Genomic DNA, 20,729 nt, shown 5'->3' with positions numbered 1-20,729 from the left:
TCGGATCCCGGCGCGAAAATCGCGCCAATTCCGGTACGGCAGTACCTGAAGATCGCCATGGGGACGCTCGGCGCCACCACCGAAACGAGCGAACTGTCACGTGTCGAAACGACCCGTGGGTGGTTACCTACGGGAGAATCGGGCCGGAAATGCCCGAATTTCCGTCACCGTCGCGCGCGAGCCCGCTTCTTGGACACGGGTGCGCGGCGAACGGCGCGGACGACCGTCGTCGCCGGATCGACGATCCCGACACCGCACAACACGACCTCGGGGTCGCGGAGACCCGCCTTGGTGAGGATCGCGCCATGCTCCTCGATCTCCTCCGCGGCACGCGAGCCCTTGAGCGCGAGCAGTCGGCCGCCGTCCCGGAGCAGGGGAGCGGACCACGGCGCCAACTTCGGGAAGCCGGACACGGCGCGGGAGGTGACGGCGTCGGCGCCACCGACGGCTTCGATCACCGAACGCTCCTCGGCACGCCCGCGCACCACCCGGACATTGGGCAACCGCGGACCGCAGAACTCTTCGAGGAAGACCGCGCGACGCAGCAGCGGCTCGACGAGGATCACCTCGACATCCGGGCGCGCGATCGCGACCGGCACACCCGGCAAGCCCGCGCCGCTCCCGATGTCCACGAGCGTCTCACCCGACTCCAGCAGCTCACCAAGCACAGCGCAGTTCAACACGTGCCGCTCCCACAGCCGCGGCACCTCACGGGGACCTATCAGGCCGCGCACAACGCCGTCCGTCGCGAGCACGCGGGCGTACTCCTCCGCGAGCGCGAGCCGGTCGCCGAACACCTCACCCGCGATCGGGGGAGTCGGGGGCAGCGCCTCCACAGTCGCCTCACCGCCGACGGAGCTCTCCGTCACCTCGTCGCTCCGTTCCACGTGAAACCACTCCTGTCACACATCACTCATCGGAAGCCGCGGACCTCATGCCCGGACCGGCCACTCTCACAAACAACGATGGGCCCCAGGCGCACGGCCCGGGACCCATCGTTCACCTACTTCGCAGTCTATGCGGTCGGAAGCACCACGACGCGGCGGTTGGGCTCCGCGCCCTCGCTCTCGGATCGCACACCGTCGACCTTGGCGACGGCGTCGTGGACGATCTTGCGCTCGAACGGCGTCATCGGCTTCAGCGACTCCTTCTCGCCCGACTCGACGACGCGCTTCGCGACCTCGGCACCCAGGCTCGAGAGCCGGGTCCGGCGACCGGCGCGCCAGCCCGCCACGTCGAGCATGAGGCGGCTGCGGTCACCGGTGGACTGCTGTACCGCGAGGCGCGTCAGCTCCTGCAGCGCGTCCAGCACCTCGCCGCGCTGGCCCACCAGCTTCGCGAGATCCTCACCGCCGTCGATCGCCACGATCGCGCGGCCGCCCTCGACATCGAGGTCGATGTCGCCGTCGAAATCGAGAATGTCGAGCAGCGACTCGAGGTAGTCCGCGGCGATCTCGCCCTCTTCGACCAGCTCGTCGTCCTCCTCCGCAGCGCTCTCGGCCGCCGCCTCGGCGGGGCTTTCGGCCTCGGCCTCGGCAGGCGCCTCGGTCGCGGTCTGCTCCTCCTCGACGGTCACGTCGACAGCCATGGGTACTCCTTGGGAATCGTTCGTTAGGGGTTCGTGGGGCGCGATCAGCGCTTGCGCTTCTTGCGGTTGTTGCTGCGCTGCTGCTGGTTGCGCTGCTGCTGCCGCGCGTTCGCGGAAGGATGCTGCGCGGCGGGCTTGGCGCCGGCCGCAGGCTTCGCGCCCGCTGCGGGCTTCGCACCGGGGGAGGGCTTCGACGGTGCCGCACTCTCGTCCGCATCGTCGCCGGCGTCATCGGCGTCGGCGTCCGCGGCGGACTTGGTGAGGGCGACGGCGCCACCACGCTTGGGCTTCGCGCCGGGCTTCGGGGCGTTCTCGGCGCGCTTCTCCTGGGCGAGACGCTTCTTCTCCTCGTCCTCCTTGTCCAGGCGGCCGAACACGATGTGCTGCTGGAAGTAGGTCCAGATGTTCTGCGTGACCCAGTACATGAGGATCGCGACGGGCAGGAAGAAGCCACCGACGAGCACGCCGAGCGGGAAGATCCACAGCATGAGGCGGTTCATGATCGCCGTCTGCGGGTTCTCCAGCGACGCCACGGGCTGGCGCGAGATCGAGGCGCGTGCGTTGAAGTGGGTGGCCAGCGCAGCGATGATCATGAGCGGCAGCGCGAAGATCAGGATGTTCCACTTGGTGAAGCCGAAGTCCATGCCCTCGTGGTACGGCACGGGCGGGTTCATGAACGCCACCCACTCCTTCGGGTTCTGCTGCACGTACGACGACAGCGGCACGCCGAACAGGCGGGCGTCGAGGAAGCTCGAGACGTCGTGTGCTGAGAAGAAGTAGTTGGCGGTGTTCCGGGTCTCCTCGGCCGACATCTGCGGGCCGCCGAGGAAGGACGTGGGGCTCCCGCCCTCGTGCATCCGGTTGAACGAGCGCAGAACGTGGAACAGGCCGATGAAGACCGGTACCTGGAGCAGGGCCGGCAGGCAGCCGAGCAGCGGGTTGAAGCCGTGCTCCTTCTGCAGCTTCTGCATCTCCAGGGCCAGCTTCTGCCGGTCCTTGCCGTACTTCTTCCGCAGCGCCTGCATCTGCGGTTGGAACTCCTGCATCTGCCTGGTCGTCTTGATCTGCCGGACGAAGGGCTTGTACAGGATGGCGCGCAGCGTGAGCACGAGGAAGACCACCGACAGGGCCCACGTGACGCCGCTGTCCGGGCCGAGGCCGGGCACGAAGGAGAACACCTTGTGCCAGACCCACATGATGCCCGATACCGGGTAGTACACGTAGTCCAGCGAGACTGGATTGAAAGCCACGGTTCTCTGAGCTCCTAGCTGTTCTTTGCGGAAGAGGTTCTCGGGCGCGGTGATCCGCGCGGACGGCGCCGGGCGCCGGTGGGGGAGTGGCTACTCCGGGACGGGGTCCCATCCGCCGCGGTGCCACGGCCCGCATTTGAGCAGCCGAATGGTACTGAGGTACACGCCCTTGACCGCGCCGTGCGCCGAAAGCGCCTCCACCGCATACTCGCTGCAGGTGGGTACGAAACGGCAGGTCGGGGGGCGGACGGGGGAGATCCAGGTCCGGTACAGCTGAACCAGAGAGATCAGGGCTCGACGGGGCGCGGCCCGCAGTCGCGTGCCGACGCCGGCCGGGCGTGCGCCGCTCACAGCGCACCCAGCTTCGTCAGGCCCGACCGCAGTTGTGCCGCCAGCTCATTCGCATCATCGTCCACCGACGCACGCAGCGCCCGGATCACGACGAGGGCGCCGTCGTTCAGCTCGCCCGTGACGGAAGCCGCAGCGGCGCGCAACTTCCGGGCCACGGCGTGCCTGGTCACCGCGTCTCCCACTGCCTTCGACACGACGAGACCCACACGCGGGGCCGGCGTCACGACGTCTCCTGCGGACGCGACGAGGCCCGGTCCCCCCTCGGAAGCGGGGACCGGGCTCGCGTTCGTCGCATTCGCCACGTGCACCACGATCGATCGGCGGCCGACGCGCCTGCCACCCTTGACCGCCGCGGCGAAATCGCGCGACGAGCTCATCCGGTGACGGGCGGGTAACACGTGTCGGTCTGCCTTCTCTTCTCGCCTCTGCACGAACGCCACCGCACCCGGTGACCGGACACGGTGGCGCTACGCGAAAGTCGGAATCAGGCCGTCAGCTTCGCGCGGCCCTTGGTCCGACGCGCAGAGACGATGGCGCGCCCGGCACGGGTACGCATACGAAGACGGAAGCCGTGCACCCGCGCGCGGCGACGGTTGTTCGGCTGGAACGTCCGCTTGCCCTTGGCCACGGTGACACTCCTTGCATAAGTAGGCGACGCACGCGCGCCGCCTGTAGTGGACGGAAACTCTTCGGCGGCACATGAAGCTCGACCTGAGGTCGAACCCTTCCGACGGATCGGTTGTGCGCACAGACCGGTCAAGCCTACTTATCCCCACTGACAAGGTCAAACCGGAACACGTTCACCTCCGTGACGCAGCTCACAGACGGTCTCGACCGACACGCCGGGGGACTCCGACATCCCACATCGTCCTGCGGGAATGTGCTCGGTGTTGAGGACCGCGCTCCACTCTGTTAACTTCGCCGAATGCGATTGCTGAGCACGGCCACGGCACCCCGTGGCGACCGAGCACGGCAGCTCCGGGGCGTACGGCACCGGGCGTGTAGCGGGCTCGGGGCCGCGCCCTAAGCAGAGCTTCCCGGGTTGTCGCGATCCGCAGGCACCTCGATCTCTTCTCGGCCGAAGTAGGCTGCCGGCAACACCTGTACTCACACTCGTCCACACCTGTGGATGAACCTGTGGAGTACAGTTTCTTGCGCAGGTCGGGCGGGGTTCCGATATGCACAGCTCGATATTGGACGTGTAACGAGAACGCCGGTCGGAAGCCGGAGCACGAAAGCTTTCGAACCGGTGCGGAGGACCAGATGACCGTTGATCCGCTGATCGAGACGTGGACCGCCGTGGTCGACGAGCTCTGCGGAGACAACACCGATCGCACCCTCACGAAGCAGGAGAAGGCCTGGCTCAAGCTCGTCCAGCCGCTGACCCTGACCGAGGGCTTCGCGCTCGTGGCGGTGCCCTCGCAGCTCATGAAGGACGCGATCGAGCGCAGCCTGCGCGAGCCGCTCGTCGCCGCGCTCACCACCCGGCTCGGGCAGGACGTCGAGCTCGGCGTGCGCATCTCGCCCGACGCCACACCTCCGGTCGTGGCGCCCGCGGTGGGCTCTCCGGCGGAGGCACCGTCGGGCCCGAGTACCGCGGATCTGGCCGTGCCGGTCACCGAGATCTCGTCCGGCATGCCGGGCGCTCCGTCGCCGTCCGTCCAGTTGCCGCCGCCCACGACGGGGCCGGCCCCGAGCGGCAACGGCACGGGTCCGTCCGGCTCGTCGGGCTCCAGCCTCAATCAGAAGTACACCTTCGAGACCTTCGTGATCGGCGCGTCCAACCGCTTCGCGCACGCCGCCGCGTTCGCCGTGGCGGAGGCGCCGGCGCGCGCCTACAACCCGCTCTTCATCTGGGGTGAGTCCGGCCTCGGCAAGACCCACCTGCTGCACGCCGCCGGCCACTACGCACGGCGACTGTTCCCGGGGATGCGCGTGAAGTACGTGTCCACGGAGGAGTTCACGAACGACTTCATCAATTCGCTCAAGGACGACCGTCAGGTCCAGTTCAAGCAACGGTACCGCGACGTGGACATCCTCCTCGTGGACGACATCCAGTTCCTCGAGGGGAAACTGGGTATCCAGGAGGAGTTCTTCCACACGTTCAACACACTGCACAACGCGAACAAGCAGATCGTGGTCTCCTCCGACCGGCCGCCGAAACAGCTTGCAACACTGGAAGATCGGCTACGCACGCGATTCGAGTGGGGCCTGATCACCGATGTGCAGCCGCCCGAGCTCGAGATCCGCATGGCCATCCTGCTCAAGAAGGCGCAGATGGAACGGATCCACGTTCCGCCGGACGTGTTGGAGCTCATCGCTACTCGCATCGATCGCAACATCCGCGAGCTCGAGGGCGCGCTGATCCGTGTGACGGCCTTCGCCTCGCTCACGCAGACCGATGTGACCTACGAGCTGGCCGAGATGGTGCTGCGCGACCTGGTGCCGGACACGACGACGCTCGAGATCTCCTCCAGCACCATCCTTTCGGTGGTCGCGGAGTACTTCGAGATCTCCGTGGCCGACCTCAAGGGCACCGAGCGCGCCCGCGCCGTGACCCACGCGCGCCAGATCGCGATGTACCTGTGCCGCGAACTGACCGAACTGTCGCTGCCGAAGATCGGGCAGATCTTCGACCGCGACCACACCACGGTCATGTACGCGGAGCGGAAGATCCGCAAGGAGATGCCCGAGCGGCGCCGCGTGTACGACCAGGTGCAGGAGCTCACCACCCGGATCAAGCGGCGCAGCCAATAACGTTCTCGCACAGGACCGCCCGGGCGTAGGGGATGCACTCCCTGCGCCCGGGCGGTTCTCTCGTAGTACTCCTACGAGCCGGTCGCGGTGCAGATGAGCGGCCCGGACGAGGCCTTCTCCTCCGCGACCACCGCACCGTCGCGGGTGATCTTGCACGCCATGTCGGGCTTCGGGCTGAACACCGTGACCGTCACCAGGAAGGTGTCGGCCGTGAACGACTTCGTCCACGGAAGCGTCTGCGAGCCCAGGGTGTTCGTGTCCGGGATGCCCACGGCGATCACCTGGGCGGAGCCGCTGCCCGTGACCTCCACCACCCACTTCTTCGCGTTGGCGCCGGTCGTCGAGCCGCCGTAGATCGGCGGAATCGAGATGCCCGACGGGAGGCCCGTCGGGAGCGCGATCCCGCTGCGCGTCGTGGTGGGTGCGGTCGTGGTCTGCGTCGTGCCGGTCGACGATGTCGAGGTGCTCTTGGTGCCACCCGTCGCGACGAGCACGACGATGACCGCGAGCACGAGCACGAGGACCACAGCCGCGACGGCGATCCACAGCAGCTTCTTGTTGCCGCCTCCGGAACCGTCACCGCCCCCCGAGCCGCCACCGGGGCCGCCGGGGCCCGCGGGAGGCCCCGCCGGGGGAACACCGCCCCCGTACTGCGCACCGGGGCCCCCGGGCGCGTAGCCGAGCTGGTAGCCACCGTCGTAGGCCTGCGTCGGCGGTTCCTGCCCCGCCCCGTAGCCGGCACCGTATCCGGGGCCCTGCGGCCCCACCGGTCCGGGACCGGGCTGCTCCGCGGGGCCCTGAGGGAGCGGCGGCGGCCCCTGGGGCTCGCCGGTCGCGTCGGTTCCGTAGTCGCTCCGCTCGTACTCGCGGGTCGGACGGGGCGCCGAGGGCGTCGCGGGGTAGTTCTGGTCGCCGGGGTGCTGTCCCGGGTGCTGTGGATCCGGATATCCCATGGTCACACCGTACGCGCACGGCGGCCCGGGACGGGCTGTGAGTTACCGATGAGTATTTCCCACAGCCTGTGGATGAATCGACGAAATCCCAGGAGTGACCTGGGGAGAGTTCATCCACAGGTTTCCACAGGCAGGCTCCGTCAACAATCACACGGATGTAGTTCCACAATCCCTGCGGCGCGTCGTCAACACCCCGACACGCACGGAGAACTGGGGCGACACGGAGTTTCCACATCCTCCACAGGGCCTATGACGATGACATATTTCTTCTCTAGATACTTCTTTTGAAAAGAGGCTGTGTGAACGTCCGGCACGCTTCACGCGCTCGGACGTGTAGTTCGGGCCGGCGGACACCTGAACGCCACCGGATCAGGCCCGCTCCTATAGCATCGAAGACCTCACGGTCGTGCCCGCCACGCCGTACCCGAACGCCCCCCACCGAAAGGCCCCGTCGGCATGAAGTTTCGCGTCCCGCACGAGGAGTTCGCCGAATCCGTCGCGTGGGTGGCGCGCAGCCTGCCCTCGCGCCCTCCGGTGCCGGTGCTCGGCGGCGTGCTGCTCACCGCAGGTGACGACGGTCTGACGGTCTCGGGATTCGACTACGAGGTCTCGGCGCAGGTCCGCGTCGCCGCCGAGGTCGCGGATGAGGGCCAGGCCCTGGTCTCCGGCCGCCTGCTCGCGGACATCACCAAGGCGCTGCCCAACAAGCCGGTCGACGTGCAACTCGACACCACTCGCGTCGCGATCACCTGCGGCAGCGCGAAGTTCTCGCTGCCCACGATGCCCGTCGAGGACTACCCGCAGCTTCCCGAGCTGCCGCAGCAGACCGGTGGCATCGAGCGCGGAACCTTCGCCGAGGCCATCGCGCAGGTCGCCATCGCCGCCGGCAAGGACGACACGCTGCCGATGCTCACCGGCATCCGCGTCGAGATCGAGGGCGAGAAGGTCGTTCTCGCCGCCACGGACCGGTTCCGTCTCGCCGTGCGCGAGTTCGACTGGCGGCCGGCGTCGAGCGACGTCAAGGCCGCGGTCCTGGTCCCCGCGAAGACCCTGTCGGAGGCCGCTAAGACCTTCGCCGTCGACCCCGAGGTCGGCATCGCACTCGGCGCGGGCTCGGCCGTGGGCGCCGACGGCCTGCTCGGCGTGGTCGGCGCGGACCGTCGGACCACCACCCGCCTGCTGGATGCCGACTTCCCGAAGTTCCGGCAGCTGCTGCCTGCCTCGCACACCGCGCTCGCGACGATGGAGATCGCGCCGCTGCTCGAGGCCATCAAGCGCGTCGCCCTGGTCGCGGACCGGGGCGCACAGGTGCGGATGGAGTTCTCCGACGGTGCGCTGCGCCTCTCCGCCGGCGGCGACGACGCCGGCCGGGCCGAGGAGGAGTTGCCCGCCGACTTCCAGGGCGAGGCACTGACGATCGCGTTCAACCCCGGGTACCTCCAGGACGGCCTGGCGGCCATCCACACCGAATCGGTGACCTTCGGGTTCACGACTCCCAGTCGGCCTGCGGTGCTGCGGCCCGCGGTGGACAATGGCTACGAGCCGGACGACTCGGGCGCCTTCCCGGCGCCGCAGAGCGCGTACACGTACCTGCTGATGCCGGTGCGTCTGCCCGGCTGAGTCACATCGTCCGTCAGCGAGGAGAGGTGCCGTGAGCATGCAGTTGGGTCTGATCGGTCTGGGCAAGATGGGCGCGAACATGCGCCAGCGGATCCGCAACGCCGGCCACGAGGTCGTCGGGTACGACCCGCGGCCGGAGGTCACCGACGTGCCCTCGCTCGAAGCCCTGGCCGGGGCCCTCACGGCGCCCCGCACCGTGTGGGTCATGGTCCCGGCCGGCGAGCCGACGCGCGACACGGTGCGCAAACTCGCCGACATCCTCGAGCCGGGTGACGTGGTGATCGACGGCGGTAACTCGCGGTACACCGACGACCAGGTCAACGCGGAACTGCTCGAGACCAAGGGGATCGGCTACCTCGACTGCGGCGTCTCCGGCGGCGTGTGGGGCCTGGAGAACGGCTACGGCCTGATGGTCGGCGGCTCGGACGCCGATGTCGAGCGGGCGATGCCGATCTTCGACGCCCTGCGCCCCGCGGGCGAGCGCGAGGACGGCTTCGCGCACAGCGGCCCCGTCGGCGCCGGGCACTACGCCAAGATGATCCACAATGGCATCGAGTACGGCCTGATGCAGGCCTACGGCGAGGGCTACGACCTGCTCCAGGCGGAGCCGCTGATCGAGAACGTGGCCGGCACGCTGCGCGCGTGGAGCAAGGGCACCGTCGTGCGGTCCTGGCTGCTCGATCTGCTCGTGAAGGCGCTCGAGGAGGATCCCGGCCTGAACGAGATCACCGGCTACACCGAGGATTCCGGCGAGGGGCGGTGGACGGTCGAGGAGGCCATCCGGCACTCGGTGCCGGCGCCGGTGATCGCGGCCGCGCTGTTCGCCCGGTTCCAGTCCCGCGAGGACGATTCGGACACGATGAAGGCGGTCTCCGCGCTGCGCAACCAGTTCGGCGGGCACGCCGTGCGCCGCGCGGACTAGCGGGGCCGATCGCTCGTTGTACGTCCGCCGGCTGCATCTGCACGACTTCCGGTCCTGGGACGACGTCTCCGTCGACCTGGAACCGGGCGTCAGCGTGTTCGTGGGCCGCAACGGATTCGGGAAGACCAACCTCGTCGAGGCGTTGAACTACCTCGCGACGCTCGGCTCGCACCGCGTCGCCACCGACCAGCCCCTGATCCGGGTCGGCGCGGAGAGTGCGTCCGTGTCGGCGACGGTGCACAACGCGGGCCGGGAGCTCACTGCGGAGATCGACATCGTGGCCGGCCGGGCGAACAAGGCGCGCATCAACACTGCGCCGTGCCGCCGGCCCCGCGACCTTCTGGGCATCCTGCAGTCGGTGCTGTTCGCCCCCGAGGACCTGGCGCTCGTGCGCGGGGAGCCGGGGGGCCGGCGCCGCTTCCTCGACGATCTCGCGATCCTGCGAACGCCCCGGATCGCCGCGGAGAAGGCGGACTACGAACGGGTTCTCAAGCAGCGCAACGCCTTGCTGAAGACCGCCTACGCCGCCGCACGGCGCGGGGGAGCGGACGCGGAGTCCATGCTCTCCACGCTCGACGTCTGGGACGCGCAGCTCGCGCGGTTCGGCGCGGAGGTCCTGGCCGCGCGGCTCGAGGTGGTGGCCTCCCTGGCGCCGCACCTCACCGTCGCGTACGCGGCACTCGCGCCGCACTCCCGCGCCGCGACCGTCGCGTACACGAGCTCGCTGTTCGAGGAGTTCGACGGTGACCCCGCCTCCGCGTCCGTCGCCGAGCTGGAGCGGGTCGTGCTCGAGGGCCTGGCCGCCGCGCGCCAGCGGGAGATCGACCGGGGCGTGGGCCTGGTCGGCCCGCACCGGGACGACCTCGACCTCCGGTTGGGGAACGAGCCGGCGAAGGGCTTCGCCTCGCACGGCGAATCCTGGTCGTACGCACTGGCTCTACGGCTCGCATCCCTGGAGTTGTTGCGCGCCGGCGGCAGTGAACCGGTGCTGCTGCTCGACGACGTCTTCGCCGAACTCGACGCCAAACGCCGGACCGCGCTCGCCGCGGTCGCCGCGGACACCGAGCAGGTGATCGTCACCGCGGCCGTCCCCGAGGACCTCCCCGCGGAACTGCGGGCCCGGACCTTCGAGGTGTCGGTCGAGGGGCCGGCGGACTCCCGCGTCTCCCGTCTGGCGGGGGCCGCCCCGCAGACCGTGTCATCCGATCGGACGATGGACGGCGACGGCCCGCCCTGACTACCGTTCTCCTTCGTAGCGAGGATCTTTCGAAGGGGAGTGCCGCGATGGCGATGAATCCTGGACCGGGCGTTCCGCCGGGGCCGGGCCCGGCACCGTCGGGCCCGAACCGTGAGGTCGTGGCGCCGATCGTGGGCGGGGCGGCGCTCGTGGCGCTGGTCGTGTTCATCGGTTCGTTGACCTTCTGGGCGGAGACCTCGACGTCCGATCTGTGCTCGGCCTACTCGAAGGCCTCTGCGAAGGTGAGCGACGACAGCACGTACGTCGTCGATCTCGACGGGCTCGCCTCCGCCGCCTCGCACTACCCGAAGAGCGAGGTGCAGGACGCGGGGAAGGCACTGGACAAGATGACCGGTACGTTCTCGGTGTCGGCCTACTACCGGAACGCGGCGCCGATCGCGGCGGAATGCTCAGGGGCGTACTGATGGTGGAGCGGTTGCTCGGAGGTCTCGCGGTCGGTGCGGGACGAGTGTTCGTGAACAAGGTCGCCGGGCCGGCGGTGGCGGCGGTGCTGCTGGTGCTGGCCGTCATCGCGTTCAACAGCGCGTACACCGTGCTGCCGGGGCTGCTGATCCTGCTGTGTGCGGTGGTGGTGCTCGTCGGCGGTGCCTACGTGTCGGGCCTGTTCAACGACGTCATGGCGAGGGTGTCGGCGGGCACCGGGCCTCGGCCCGCGATGGGCCCGGGCCCGGCGCCGTTTCCGCCCAACGCCGCCGGCGCCCTGCCGCCCGCGGAGGTCGCGGCCGCGAATCCTGCTACACCGCAGCAGCATCTGGACGAGATCGCGCACAACCTGCCCGCCCTGCGCGTCGCCGTCGCGGCGAACCCGTCGACACCCCCGCACACGCTGCAGTTCCTGTCCGGATTGCGTGATCCGGCGGTGGACGCCGCGCTCCGGCAGCGCCACTGACCGTTCTCCGATCACGCCCCCGGCGTCGTTGCGCGGCCGGCGAGAACGACGCCGACGAGCCCGAGGAGCCAGGCGACGAGATACCCGGCGATGAGCTGCACGGGGATCACCGGCTGCCCGTACTCCTGCAGGACGAGGGGAGCCGCGACGGGCAGCAGCGCGACGACGAGGGTGATCACGCCGAGGCGGCGGGTTCCGCGCGCGCCGCGCACGGCTCGCCGAAGGTTCGCCCACCAGCAGAGCAGGCCGATCACGCCGACCGCGTACAGGTAGCCGTAGAGCGGCGCGGCCTCGCCGTACTTCCCCACCGGATCGTAGAGGCGGTGCAGGTGGCCGTCGAGGCCCCCGACCGCGAGCTGATCGACGACCGCGTACACGAGCGCGCCGGCGGTCACGAGTGCGCCCAGCCCGTACGCGACGACGGTGCCGTTCGTCCGGGCCGACGGTGCGTACGGGGCCCGAATGTCCGTGTTCTGGATCATGTCCCTCTCCTTTGGTACTTGGCGTACCAACTTGGTACACCGAGTACCATATGTCGGTGAGCGCGAACTTGGAACCCCGAGTACCAAAATCCGGGACAACCCCGAGCCGGAGGCCGCGCCTCGCTCTCGAGGAGACCCGTCGCCGGGTCCTCGACGCCGCCGTCGATCGCGTCTTCGTCGAGCGTGGAGGGAACGGCCTCGAGCACGTCCGCCTCGAGGATGTGGTGCGCGACGCGGACGTCTCCCGCACTGCGGCCTATCGGTGCTGGCCGCAGCGTGAGGACTTCCTCGCGGACGTCCTCGCCGCACTCGCCGAGCACGCGCTACCGACCGCCTCCACCCGCGGCGCCCGGGCCACCGGGGTGGTGCGGCGCGCCGTCGGGGACGATCCGTCGACTTTGCGTATGGAGGCGGGGCGCCGGGCCGCACTCCTGCGGGCGGTGAGCGCATCCGCGGACGACGATCTCCTCGCCGATCGGGACGAGGACCGACGGTGGCGGCTCTACCTGACCCTCGCCATGGCGGTGCCCTCGTTGCCGGCGGGGCCGCAGCGGGACCGCGTGGTGGCGGCCGTCGACCGCGCGGAACGGACGGTCCGCGCGCGCCTCGCGGAGAACTATCAGCGACTGTTCGGCCTCTTCGGGTTCACGAGCACCGTCGGCTACGGGGAACTCGCGGCGATCGGGCTCGCGCTGATGCGCGGCTACGTGGTCGGCGGACATGCCGGGGCGGGGACGGGTAGCCCGGGCACCGGATACGCACTGCTCGTCGACGGGGCCGCGGCACCGTCGGACCCGGGTGAGTGGGACGAGGCACGCTGCCGGGGACTGCTGGACGAACTCGATGCTCCGGACCTCTTCGTCGCCGAACCCGTCAGTGGCGGCGAGTAGCCTGAGGGGCACGAGTTCGCGAGTGCGGGGAGGCGGCATGACCGGGTCGAACGGTGACGCGGAGCTGCACGGCTCCGACATCGCACGGCGCGCGCTGGAAGAGGCGCGCGCAGCCGCGAAGGCGGCCGGCAAGTCCGTCGGCCAGGGCCGTTCCGAGCCGATGACCGGCGGGGTGCGCCGGCTGCGCCGTGGATCCAAGCGGTGGAGCGGGCCGTCGCCGGACAACCGTGACCCGCAGGCCTTCGGTGCCCTCATCGGGGGTATCGCCAAGGCGCGGGGTTGGGACAAGAAGGTTAGCGAGGGAACGGTTCTCGGTTGCTGGGACGCCGTCGTGGGTGCCGACGTGGCCGCGCACGCACAGCCCGTGAACCTCCGGGACAAGGTTCTCTACGTCCGGGCGGAGTCGACCGCATGGGCGACACAGCTGCGGCTCATGCAGTCCCAGCTGCTGGCCAAGATCAACGCCGCCGTCGGTCAGGGTGTGGTGACCTCGCTGAACATCACGGGCCCCAGTGCGCCGAGTTGGCGCAAGGGACCGCTGCACGTCCCCGGGCGTGGTCCACGCGACACGTACGGGTAGGCGGGCGGTTGCGGGTTCACGGCCCAGCGTCGCCGTGAACGCATCCGATTGCAATCCGGGGTGATCGCGCCGAAACGAGGTCGGATTCGTCTGGGAGGCGATTAGGGCGCGCCACGCGCGTTCATCGTCGTGAAGAGGAGTAGACTGGAAGGGCAAGAGCGCCCCGTCTCCTCGGGTCGCTGTCCGATCACCATCGCGGTGCCCGCGGCCGAGGAAGTTCAGGGCCGTTCGCCCCGGTGGTTCCGACGAAGGAGCGCCAACACATCGTGGCGGCTGACAACAACGCTGGAAAGCCCGCGGGCTCGTACGGCGCAGATTCCATCAAGCAGCTCGAGGGCCTCGAGGCGGTGCGCAAGCGCCCCGGCATGTACATCGGCACCACGGGACCCCGCGGCCTGCACCACATGATCTGGGAGGTCGTCGACAACTCGGTCGACGAGGCGATGGCGGGTCACGCGACCCGGGTCGACGTGAAGCTGCTCGCCGACGGCGGCGTCGAGGTCATCGACGACGGCCGTGGCATCCCCGTCGCGATGCACGCCAAGGGCATGCCGACCGTGCAGCTGGTGCTCACCTCACTGCACGCCGGCGGCAAGTTCGACTCGGACGCCTACGCCGTCTCCGGCGGTCTGCACGGTGTCGGCATCTCGGTGGTCAACGCGCTCTCGAGCCGCGTGGAGGTCGAGATCGATGTGGACGGCTACCACTGGCAGAACAACTTCCACTGGGACGAGAAGAAGCGCGATTCCGTCGCCGAGGACCTGATCAAGGGCGAGCCCACCACCCGCACCGGCACCACGGTGCGATTCTGGGCCGACCCGAAGGTGTTCACCGAGACCACCCACTACGACTTCGAGACGGTCTCGCGCCGCCTACAGGAGATGGCCTTCCTCAACAAGGGCCTGACCATCACGCTCACCGACGAGCGCCCGGTCGCCGTGGAGGTCCCCGATGAGGACACCACTGAGGCCGCGCCGTCCGCGCATGAGGACGACGTCGCGGCCGCGCTGGCCGAGGTCGCGCCGAAGAAGCGCGAGCGCATCTTCCACTACCCCGACGGCCTGGTCGACTACGTCAAGCACATCAACGCGCGTACGTCGAAGTCGCCGATCCACGGCTCGATCATCTCCTTCGAGGGCAAGGAGAAGGGCCACGAGATCGAGATCGCGATGCAGTGGAACTCCGGCTACTCCGAGTCCGTGCACACCTTCGCCAACACCATCAACACGCACGAGGGCGGCACCCACGAGGAGGGCTTCCGCACCGCGCTGACCGGTGTCGTCAAGGCCTACGCCAAGGACAAGAAGCTGGTCAAGGAGAAGGACGGCGAGCTCTCGGGCGACGACATCCGTGAGGGCCTCGCGGCCGTCATCTCCGTGAAGGTGGCCGAGCCGCAGTTCGAGGGCCAGACCAAGACCAAGCTCGGCAACTCCGAGGTCAAGGGCTTCGTCCAGAAGGTGTGTCGCGAGCAGCTGCAGTTCTGGTTCGACTCGAACCCGGCCGACGCGAAGACCATCGTGCAGAAGGCGGCCGCCTCCGCACAGGCCCGCCTCGCGGCCCGCAAGGCACGAGAGCTGGTGCGTCGCAAGAGCGCCACCGACATCGGCGGCCTCCCGGGCAAGCTCGCGGACTGCCGCAGCAACGATCCGGCCAAGTGCGAGGTCTACATCGTGGAGGGCGACTCCGCCGGCGGCTCCGCGAAGAGCGGCCGCGACTCGATGTACCAGGCGATCCTGCCCATCCGCGGCAAGATCATCAACGTCGAGAAGGCGCGGATCGACAAGGTGCTCAAGAACACCGAGGTCCAGTCGATCATCACCGCCTTCGGCACCGGTATCCACGACGAGTTCGACATCGCCAAACTGCGGTACAACAAGATCGTTCTCATGGCCGACGCCGACGTCGACGGCCAGCACATCGCGACGCTCCTGCTCACGCTGCTGTTCCGCTTCATGCGACCGCTCGTCGAGCACGGTCATGTCTTCCTCGCACAGCCTCCGCTCTACAAGCTCAAGTGGCAGAAGGGCGCCGAGCCGGAGTTCGCGTACAGCGACCTCGAGCGAGATGCGCTGCTGGCCGAGGGCCTCAAGGCCGGTAAGAAGATCAACAAGGACGACGGCATCCAGCGCTACAAGGGCCTCGGCGAGATGAACGCCAAGGAGCTGTGGGAGACCACGATGGACCCGGAGGTGCGCGTGCTCAAGCAGATCACGCTCGACGATGCCGCCGCCGCCGACGAACTGTTCTCGATCCTCATGGGTGAGGACGTGGTGGCCCGCCGCTCGTTCATCGCGCGCAACGCCAAGGACGTGCGGTTCCTCGACGTGTAGCCGGACGATCGCCCTCCGGGCGACTACCGCGCACCGTCGAACCGCCTGAAGTTGAAGGATTTCCATGACTGACACCACCCCGCCCACCGAGACCGGCGGGCACGACCGGATCGAACCGGTCGACATCCAGCAGGAGATGCAGCGCAGTTACATCGACTACGCGATGAGCGTGATCGTGGGCCGCGCGCTGCCCGAGGTCCGCGACGGCATGAAGCCGGTGCAACGCCGAATCCTGTACGCGTCGTACGACGCCGGCTATCGGCCGGACCGCGGCTACGTCAAGTCGGCGAAGCCGGTCGCCGAGACCATGGGCAACTACCATCCGCACGGCGACACCGCGATCTACGACGCGCTCGTGCGCCTCGCCCAGCCCTGGTCGCTGCGCTACCCGCTCATCGACGGGCAGGGCAACTTCGGCTCGCCGGGCAACGACCCTGCCGCGGCGATGCGATACACCGAGGCCAGGCTCACCCCGCTGGCGATGGAGATGCTGCGCGACATCGACGAGGAGACCGTCGATTTCACGCCGAACTACGACGGTAAGACGCAGGAGCCGACGGTGCTCCCGGCGCGGGTGCCGAACCTGCTGATGAACGGCTCCGGCGGCATCGCCGTGGGCATGGCGACCAACATCCCGCCGCACAACCTGCGCGAGCTCGCCGAGGCGATCTTCTGGTGCCTCGAGAACTACGACGCCGACTCCGAGGCGACGCTCGAGGCGTGCATGGAGCGGATCAAGGGCCCCGACTTCCCGACGCACGGCCTCATCGTCGGGAGCCAGGGCATCAAGGACGCCTACTCCACCGGCCGCGGCTCCATCCGCATGCGCGGCGTGGTGGCCGTGGAGGAGGACTCCAAGGGCGCAACGGAACTCATCATCACCGAGCTGCCCTACCAGGTGAACCCCGACAACCTCGTGCTGTCGATCGCCGAGCAGGTGCGCGACGGCAAGATCGCCGGGATCAGCAAGATCGAGGACCAGTCCTCCGACCGTGTGGGCATGCGGATCGTGGTGCGGCTCAAGCGCGATGCCGTCGCCAAGGTGGTGCTCAACAACCTCTACAAGCACAGCCAGCTGCAGACCAGCTTCGGTGCGAACATGCTGTCCATCGTCGACGGGGTGCCGCGCACCCTGCGCCTGGACCAGATGATCCGCTACTACGTGACGCACCAGTTGGACGTCATCGTGCGGCGCACCCGGTTCCGGCTGCGCAAGGCGGAGGAGCGGGCCCACATCCTGCGCGGCCTCGTCAAGGCGCTCGACGCGCTCGACGAGGTCATCGCCCTCATCCGGCGGTCCGAGACCACCGAGATCGCGCGCGCCGGCCTGATCCAGCTCCTCGACGTCGACGAGCTGCAGGCCAACGCCATCCTCGACATGCAGCTGCGCCGTCTCGCGGCCCTCGAGCGGCAGAAGATCATCGACCAGTTGGCCGAGATCGAGCTCGAGATCGCGGACCTCAAGGACATCCTCGAGAAGCCGGAGCGGCAGCGCGCCATCGTCCGCGACGAGCTCGCCGAGATCGTCGAGAAGTTCGGCGACGACCGGCGCACCAAGATCATCGCGGCCGACGGTGACGTCACCGACGAGGACCTCATCGCCCGCGAGGACGTCGTCGTCACCATCACGGAGACCGGCTACGCCAAGCGCACCAAGACCGACCTCTACCGCAGCCAGAAGCGCGGCGGTAAGGGCGTCAAGGGCGCCGACCTCAAGCAGGACGACATCGTGGCGCACTTCTTCGTGTGTTCCACCCACGATTGGATCCTGTTCTTCACCACCAAGGGTCGCGTGTACCGCGCGAAGGCCTACGAGCTGCCCGAGCAGAGCCGCACCGCGCGCGGCCAGCACGTCGCGAACCTGCTGGCCTTCCAGCCGGAAGAGCGGATCGCCCAGGTTATCCAGATCAAGGGCTACCAGGATGCGCCGTACCTGGTGCTCGCCACCAAGAACGGCCTGGTCAAGAAGTCCAAGCTCGAGGACTTCGATTCGAACCGCAGCGGCGGCATCGTCGCCATCAACCTGCGTGACGAGGACGAGCTCGTCGGGGCCGTTCTGGCCTCGGCCGACGAGGACCTGCTCCTGGTGAGCAAGAACGCGCAGTCCATCCGGTTCCACGCCACCGACGAGGCGTTGCGGCCCATGGGCCGGGCAACCTCCGGTGTGCAGGGGATGCGGTTCAACGGCGACGATCAGCTCCTGGCGCTCAACGTGGTTCAGGAGGACACCTACCTCCTGGTCGCGACCTCGGGCGGTTACGCCAAGCGCACGGCCATGGACGACTACCCTGTCCAGGGGCGTGGCGGTAAGGGCGTGCTGACGATCCAGTTCGACCCGAAGCGCGGCGACCTGGTGGGTGCGCTCATCGTCGACGACGAGACCGAGCTGTACGCCATCACGACGGGCGGCGGTGTGATCCGCACCGCCGCGCGGCAGGTCCGGAAGGCGGGCCGCCAGACGAAGGGTGTCCGGCTGATGAACCTGGCCGAAGGCACTAGTCTTTTGGCCATCGCCCGCAATGCCGACGAGAGCGACGAGCCCGAGCAGGCGGACGGCGACGCGTAGTCGCCGCGACTTCGAAGGAGCCCATGTGAGTACCCCTGGAACCGGTCCCGGCGGCCGACCGCCGGAGACCGGGCCGGAGGCGGGTCGCCAGCCCGTCCGGATCCCGCGACGCGACACCGATGTCGGGCGCGTCATCGACGCGCCCACCGAGGGTGTCGAACGTGACGAGCTGCCCAAGGATCTGCCGGATCTCGACAAGATCCATCAGGTCGCACCGACGGCGCCCCTAGCGAAGGCCGCACCCGCGGCCACCGCTCCGGCCGCGACCCCGGCCGGCGAGGCCGCTCCCGCGGCTCCGGAGGAGGCGGCACCGTCGAACCTGCACACCGTGGGCGGCACTCCCGCCCGCGCCGCGGGCGTGAAGACGCAGGCCGCGAACGGTCCCGTGCGGGCCGGGATGCAGCTGCGCAGCATCGACCCGTGGACCACGTTCAAGGTCACCGGCGTGATCTCGGTGGTGATGTTCTTCGTGTGGATGATCGCGGTCGGCGCGCTGTACATCGTGCTCAGCGGCATGGGCGTGTGGAGCAAGATCAACGACAGCTTCCAGACGCTGACCAACGAGCAGGCCGGTGCGAGCCTCCTGACCGCCGGTGACGTGTTCACCTACGCGGGCCTCGTCGGCCTCGCGAACGTGATCCTGCTGACCGCGCTCGCCACCGTGGGCGCGTTCATCTACAACCTCTGCGCCGACCTCGTGGGCGGCATCGAGGTGACCCTCGCAGATAGGGACTGACCAGCTGTTTTGTAGAACCCGAGGTGCGCTGGTAATGTTCCACCTCGGTTCACGGGCCTATAGCTCAGGCGGTTAGAGCGCTTCGCTGATAACGAAGAGGTCGGAGGTTCAAGTCCTCCTAGGCCCACCACACCCCGTCCCGGGGCCTTAGCTCAGTTGGTAGAGCGCCGCCTTTGCAAGGCGGATGTCAGGAGTTCGAATCTTATCTCTAGCTGACAGGTCCGGTGAGGGGTTTGACCAGCAGGGACCTTGTGGTGGACATGTCCACCACAAGGTCGTAGCTTGGCGGTAGGACGGCGCCAATTGTTGGGTGCACAACCGAATACGGGGGCTTAGCTCAGTTGGTAGAGCATCGCCTTTGCAAGGCGAGGGTCAGGGGTTCGAATCCCCTAGCCTCCACAGTATGATGAGTCGCGACATGGGTCACGAGGAAGCCCCCGGCCATCGGCCGGGGGCTTTCTGCGTGTTGCGCCAGTAGGTCTTGTCGGGCTGGATGTTGTTTGATGCGATGACTTCGCCGGTGTCGAGGTGGATGACGGTGATGGTGTGGTCGTCGGCTACGGCGATGCCGCGTTTGCCGGCATGTTCGATTCCGATGCCGAGGTGACGCATCCTGCCGGCGTGGCGGAAGCTCATAGGTCGATGATCTTCTCGTGTACCGCTTCTGGTGTAGCTCGGTCGCCGGGAGCGCGGTTCGACGGCATTGAGGCCGTCGGTGCGGTAGCGGGCGAGCAGGCGGTGGAGCTGGCGGCGTGAGTAGCCGTACTGGCGGGCAGTGTCGGTGACCGAGAGCTGGTGGGAGACGACCTTCATCACTGCGACGCGTGCACGGGACATGCACGGTCACTCTCGCCTCCGCGGCAGGGGTGCGACGTATGTCCCGACTCATCAGCGACGTATCACCTGTGACAGATGTCGTGAACCCAGAAACCCTAGCCTCCACCATAGGGTCACTACTAGAACCCAGGGCTGAATGAACGACCTGGAGCAGGATCCCTTCTCCTCCCTTCATTCGGGCAGTGCCTGAAGTGCCCTGGGTTTCATTCCGGCCCGGTTGGTAGAGCCAGGGTGGGTCGGCTCTCGTACTTGTAGTGTGCCTCTGTTTCGAGGCTCTTCGAAGTTGAGCGGGCAACTTGCTTAGCAGTGGAATTGCTGGATGCTGGCCCGCTGGGTGCGGGTGCAGTGGAATCGTATCCGGCGGCGTGAGTTTTCGGTGTTCCGGAAGCCGCAGGCGACGCGTTTGACCTGCTTGACCAGGCGGTTGAGCCCTTCGGTCCGGGCGTTGGTGATGCCGGTGTCGATGAACGCCAAGATGGCCGGCCACCACGCCTCGATCGTCGTTGCGAGGCGGGTGAGCTCGGGCAGGTCGGCGTCGGCGCACCAGGTGTAGAACGCGTAGAGCCGGGCCCGGACCTCGTGCGTGTCGGCGTTGTCGCGGGCAGCGGCGAGCAGGTGTCGCAGCTGTTCCTTCGCGATGTAGGCGGTGAGGATCTGGCCGGTGGTGTCGTGGTCGATCAGATCGTTCCACATCCGCGCGAAGGACTTGTCCGACAAACG

21 protein-coding genes and 3 tRNA genes are annotated in these 20,729 nt (G+C 68.4%); 14 read left to right on the top strand and 10 right to left on the bottom strand.

Translation table 11 applies throughout. The features are described 5' to 3' along the window. Positions 1 to 164: 164 nt before the first annotated feature. The 6 genes from rsmG to rpmH form a co-directional block, all read right to left on the bottom strand. Entirely contained in the window at positions 165 to 836 is a 672-nt protein-coding gene (gene rsmG, locus AXK60_RS05720; RefSeq protein WP_068570229.1) for a 16S rRNA (guanine(527)-N(7))-methyltransferase RsmG, read from the bottom strand. Positions 837 to 1,015: 179 nt separating this feature from the next. Next, a complete protein-coding gene (locus tag AXK60_RS05715; RefSeq protein WP_068570141.1) occupies positions 1,016 to 1,588 on the bottom strand; it encodes a Jag family protein in 573 nt (190 codons plus the stop codon). A gap of 44 nt (positions 1,589 to 1,632) precedes the next feature. After that, positions 1,633 to 2,838 (bottom strand): membrane protein insertase YidC, encoded by a 1,206-nt coding sequence (gene yidC, locus AXK60_RS05710; RefSeq protein ID WP_269451170.1) that lies wholly within the window; start codon positions 2,836 to 2,838, stop codon positions 1,633 to 1,635. A gap of 90 nt (positions 2,839 to 2,928) precedes the next feature. Then, positions 2,929 to 3,189 carry a membrane protein insertion efficiency factor YidD gene (gene yidD / locus AXK60_RS25635; protein ID WP_231855543.1) on the bottom strand — a complete coding sequence of 87 codons (261 nt, stop codon included), beginning with the start codon at positions 3,187 to 3,189 and terminating at the stop codon, positions 2,929 to 2,931. Beyond that, a complete protein-coding gene (gene rnpA, locus AXK60_RS05700) occupies positions 3,186 to 3,566 on the bottom strand; it encodes a ribonuclease P protein component (protein ID WP_082777846.1) in 381 nt (126 codons plus the stop codon). Before rnpA ends, yidD begins: the two co-directional genes overlap by 4 nt. Positions 3,567 to 3,673: 107 nt before the next feature. Continuing rightward, positions 3,674 to 3,817: a 50S ribosomal protein L34 gene (rpmH, locus tag AXK60_RS25630; protein WP_068526256.1), complete on the bottom strand. Its 144-nt coding sequence runs from the start codon at positions 3,815 to 3,817 to the stop codon at positions 3,674 to 3,676. A gap of 635 nt (positions 3,818 to 4,452) precedes the next feature. Here rpmH and dnaA point away from each other — a divergent pair. After that, complete coding sequence (dnaA, locus tag AXK60_RS05695; protein WP_068570138.1) at positions 4,453 to 5,946, top strand: chromosomal replication initiator protein DnaA; 1,494 nt, start codon at positions 4,453 to 4,455, stop codon at positions 5,944 to 5,946. 71 nt (positions 5,947 to 6,017) lie between these two features. Here the strand turns inward: dnaA and AXK60_RS26800 are convergent, their stop codons facing one another. Then, a complete protein-coding gene (locus AXK60_RS26800) occupies positions 6,018 to 6,899 on the bottom strand; it encodes a hypothetical protein (protein WP_068745834.1) in 882 nt (293 codons plus the stop codon). A 456-nt stretch (positions 6,900 to 7,355) separates the two neighbouring features. Between AXK60_RS26800 and dnaN the strand changes: the two genes are divergently transcribed. Genes dnaN through AXK60_RS05665 form a run of 5 tightly spaced genes read left to right on the top strand, consistent with a single transcriptional unit; the run spans position 7,356 to position 11,588 of the window. Further along, a complete protein-coding gene (gene dnaN / locus AXK60_RS05685; protein ID WP_068570136.1) occupies positions 7,356 to 8,519 on the top strand; it encodes a DNA polymerase III subunit beta in 1,164 nt (387 codons plus the stop codon). A 37-nt stretch (positions 8,520 to 8,556) separates the two neighbouring features. Next, complete coding sequence (gnd, locus tag AXK60_RS05680) at positions 8,557 to 9,441, top strand: phosphogluconate dehydrogenase (NAD(+)-dependent, decarboxylating) (protein ID WP_068570135.1); 885 nt, start codon at positions 8,557 to 8,559, stop codon at positions 9,439 to 9,441. A gap of 16 nt (positions 9,442 to 9,457) precedes the next feature. Further along, positions 9,458 to 10,678: a DNA replication/repair protein RecF gene (gene recF / locus AXK60_RS05675; RefSeq protein ID WP_068570134.1), complete on the top strand. Its 1,221-nt coding sequence runs from the start codon at positions 9,458 to 9,460 to the stop codon at positions 10,676 to 10,678. Positions 10,679 to 10,725: 47 nt separating this feature from the next. After that, positions 10,726 to 11,103, top strand: coding sequence for a hypothetical protein (locus AXK60_RS05670; protein WP_068570133.1), 378 nt, complete (start codon positions 10,726 to 10,728; stop codon positions 11,101 to 11,103). Next, positions 11,103 to 11,588, top strand: a complete 486-nt coding sequence (locus AXK60_RS05665; protein ID WP_068570132.1) for a variant leucine-rich repeat-containing protein — start codon at positions 11,103 to 11,105, stop codon at positions 11,586 to 11,588. The genes AXK60_RS05670 and AXK60_RS05665 overlap by 1 nt, the downstream gene beginning before the upstream one ends. Positions 11,589 to 11,599: 11 nt before the next feature. On the opposite strand, the gene AXK60_RS05660 is transcribed toward AXK60_RS05665, so the two are convergent. Continuing rightward, complete coding sequence (locus tag AXK60_RS05660) at positions 11,600 to 12,070, bottom strand: hypothetical protein (protein ID WP_068570131.1); 471 nt, start codon at positions 12,068 to 12,070, stop codon at positions 11,600 to 11,602. 56 nt (positions 12,071 to 12,126) lie between these two features. Here AXK60_RS05660 and AXK60_RS05655 point away from each other — a divergent pair, with 56 nt between their 5' ends. The 8 genes from AXK60_RS05655 to AXK60_RS05625 all read left to right on the top strand — a co-directional run bounded on the left by AXK60_RS05655 (position 12,127) and on the right by AXK60_RS05625 (position 19,571). Further along, entirely contained in the window at positions 12,127 to 12,960 is an 834-nt protein-coding gene (locus AXK60_RS05655) for a TetR/AcrR family transcriptional regulator (RefSeq protein WP_139057775.1), read from the top strand. 37 nt (positions 12,961 to 12,997) lie between these two features. Beyond that, complete coding sequence (locus AXK60_RS05650) at positions 12,998 to 13,540, top strand: DUF721 family protein (RefSeq protein WP_068570129.1); 543 nt, start codon at positions 12,998 to 13,000, stop codon at positions 13,538 to 13,540. A 266-nt stretch (positions 13,541 to 13,806) separates the two neighbouring features. Then, positions 13,807 to 15,870 carry a DNA topoisomerase (ATP-hydrolyzing) subunit B gene (gene gyrB, locus AXK60_RS05645; protein ID WP_068570227.1) on the top strand — a complete coding sequence of 688 codons (2,064 nt, stop codon included), beginning with the start codon at positions 13,807 to 13,809 and terminating at the stop codon, positions 15,868 to 15,870. 64 nt (positions 15,871 to 15,934) lie between these two features. After that, the gene (gene gyrA, locus AXK60_RS05640) at positions 15,935 to 18,436 is read left to right on the top strand and encodes a DNA gyrase subunit A (RefSeq protein ID WP_068570128.1); all 2,502 of its coding nucleotides are present in this window, start codon (positions 15,935 to 15,937) and stop codon (positions 18,434 to 18,436) included. A gap of 25 nt (positions 18,437 to 18,461) precedes the next feature. Further along, positions 18,462 to 19,172: a DUF3566 domain-containing protein gene (locus AXK60_RS05635; RefSeq protein WP_068570127.1), complete on the top strand. Its 711-nt coding sequence runs from the start codon at positions 18,462 to 18,464 to the stop codon at positions 19,170 to 19,172. Positions 19,173 to 19,225: 53 nt separating this feature from the next. Beyond that, a tRNA-Ile gene (locus AXK60_RS05630) sits at positions 19,226 to 19,302 on the top strand. A gap of 19 nt (positions 19,303 to 19,321) precedes the next feature. Continuing rightward, positions 19,322 to 19,379 (top strand) — tRNA-Ala (locus tag AXK60_RS26795). 119 nt (positions 19,380 to 19,498) lie between these two features. Next, positions 19,499 to 19,571 (top strand) — tRNA-Ala (locus AXK60_RS05625). Between the two features lie 24 nt (positions 19,572 to 19,595). Here the strand turns inward: AXK60_RS05625 and AXK60_RS25615 are convergent. Further along, positions 19,596 to 20,009 carry a helix-turn-helix domain-containing protein gene (locus AXK60_RS25615; protein WP_082777842.1) on the bottom strand — a complete coding sequence of 138 codons (414 nt, stop codon included), beginning with the start codon at positions 20,007 to 20,009 and terminating at the stop codon, positions 19,596 to 19,598. 300 nt (positions 20,010 to 20,309) lie between these two features. Then, a partial coding sequence (locus tag AXK60_RS05615; RefSeq protein WP_139057774.1) for a transposase occupies positions 20,310 to 20,729 on the bottom strand: 420 nt, incomplete at its 5' end.

This window comes from Tsukamurella pseudospumae (assembly GCF_001575195.1).
GTDB lineage: Bacteria > Actinomycetota > Actinomycetes > Mycobacteriales > Mycobacteriaceae > Tsukamurella > Tsukamurella pseudospumae.
Note: the sequence above shows the minus strand (reverse complement) of the source record. Positions and strands in the feature narration are given on the sequence as shown.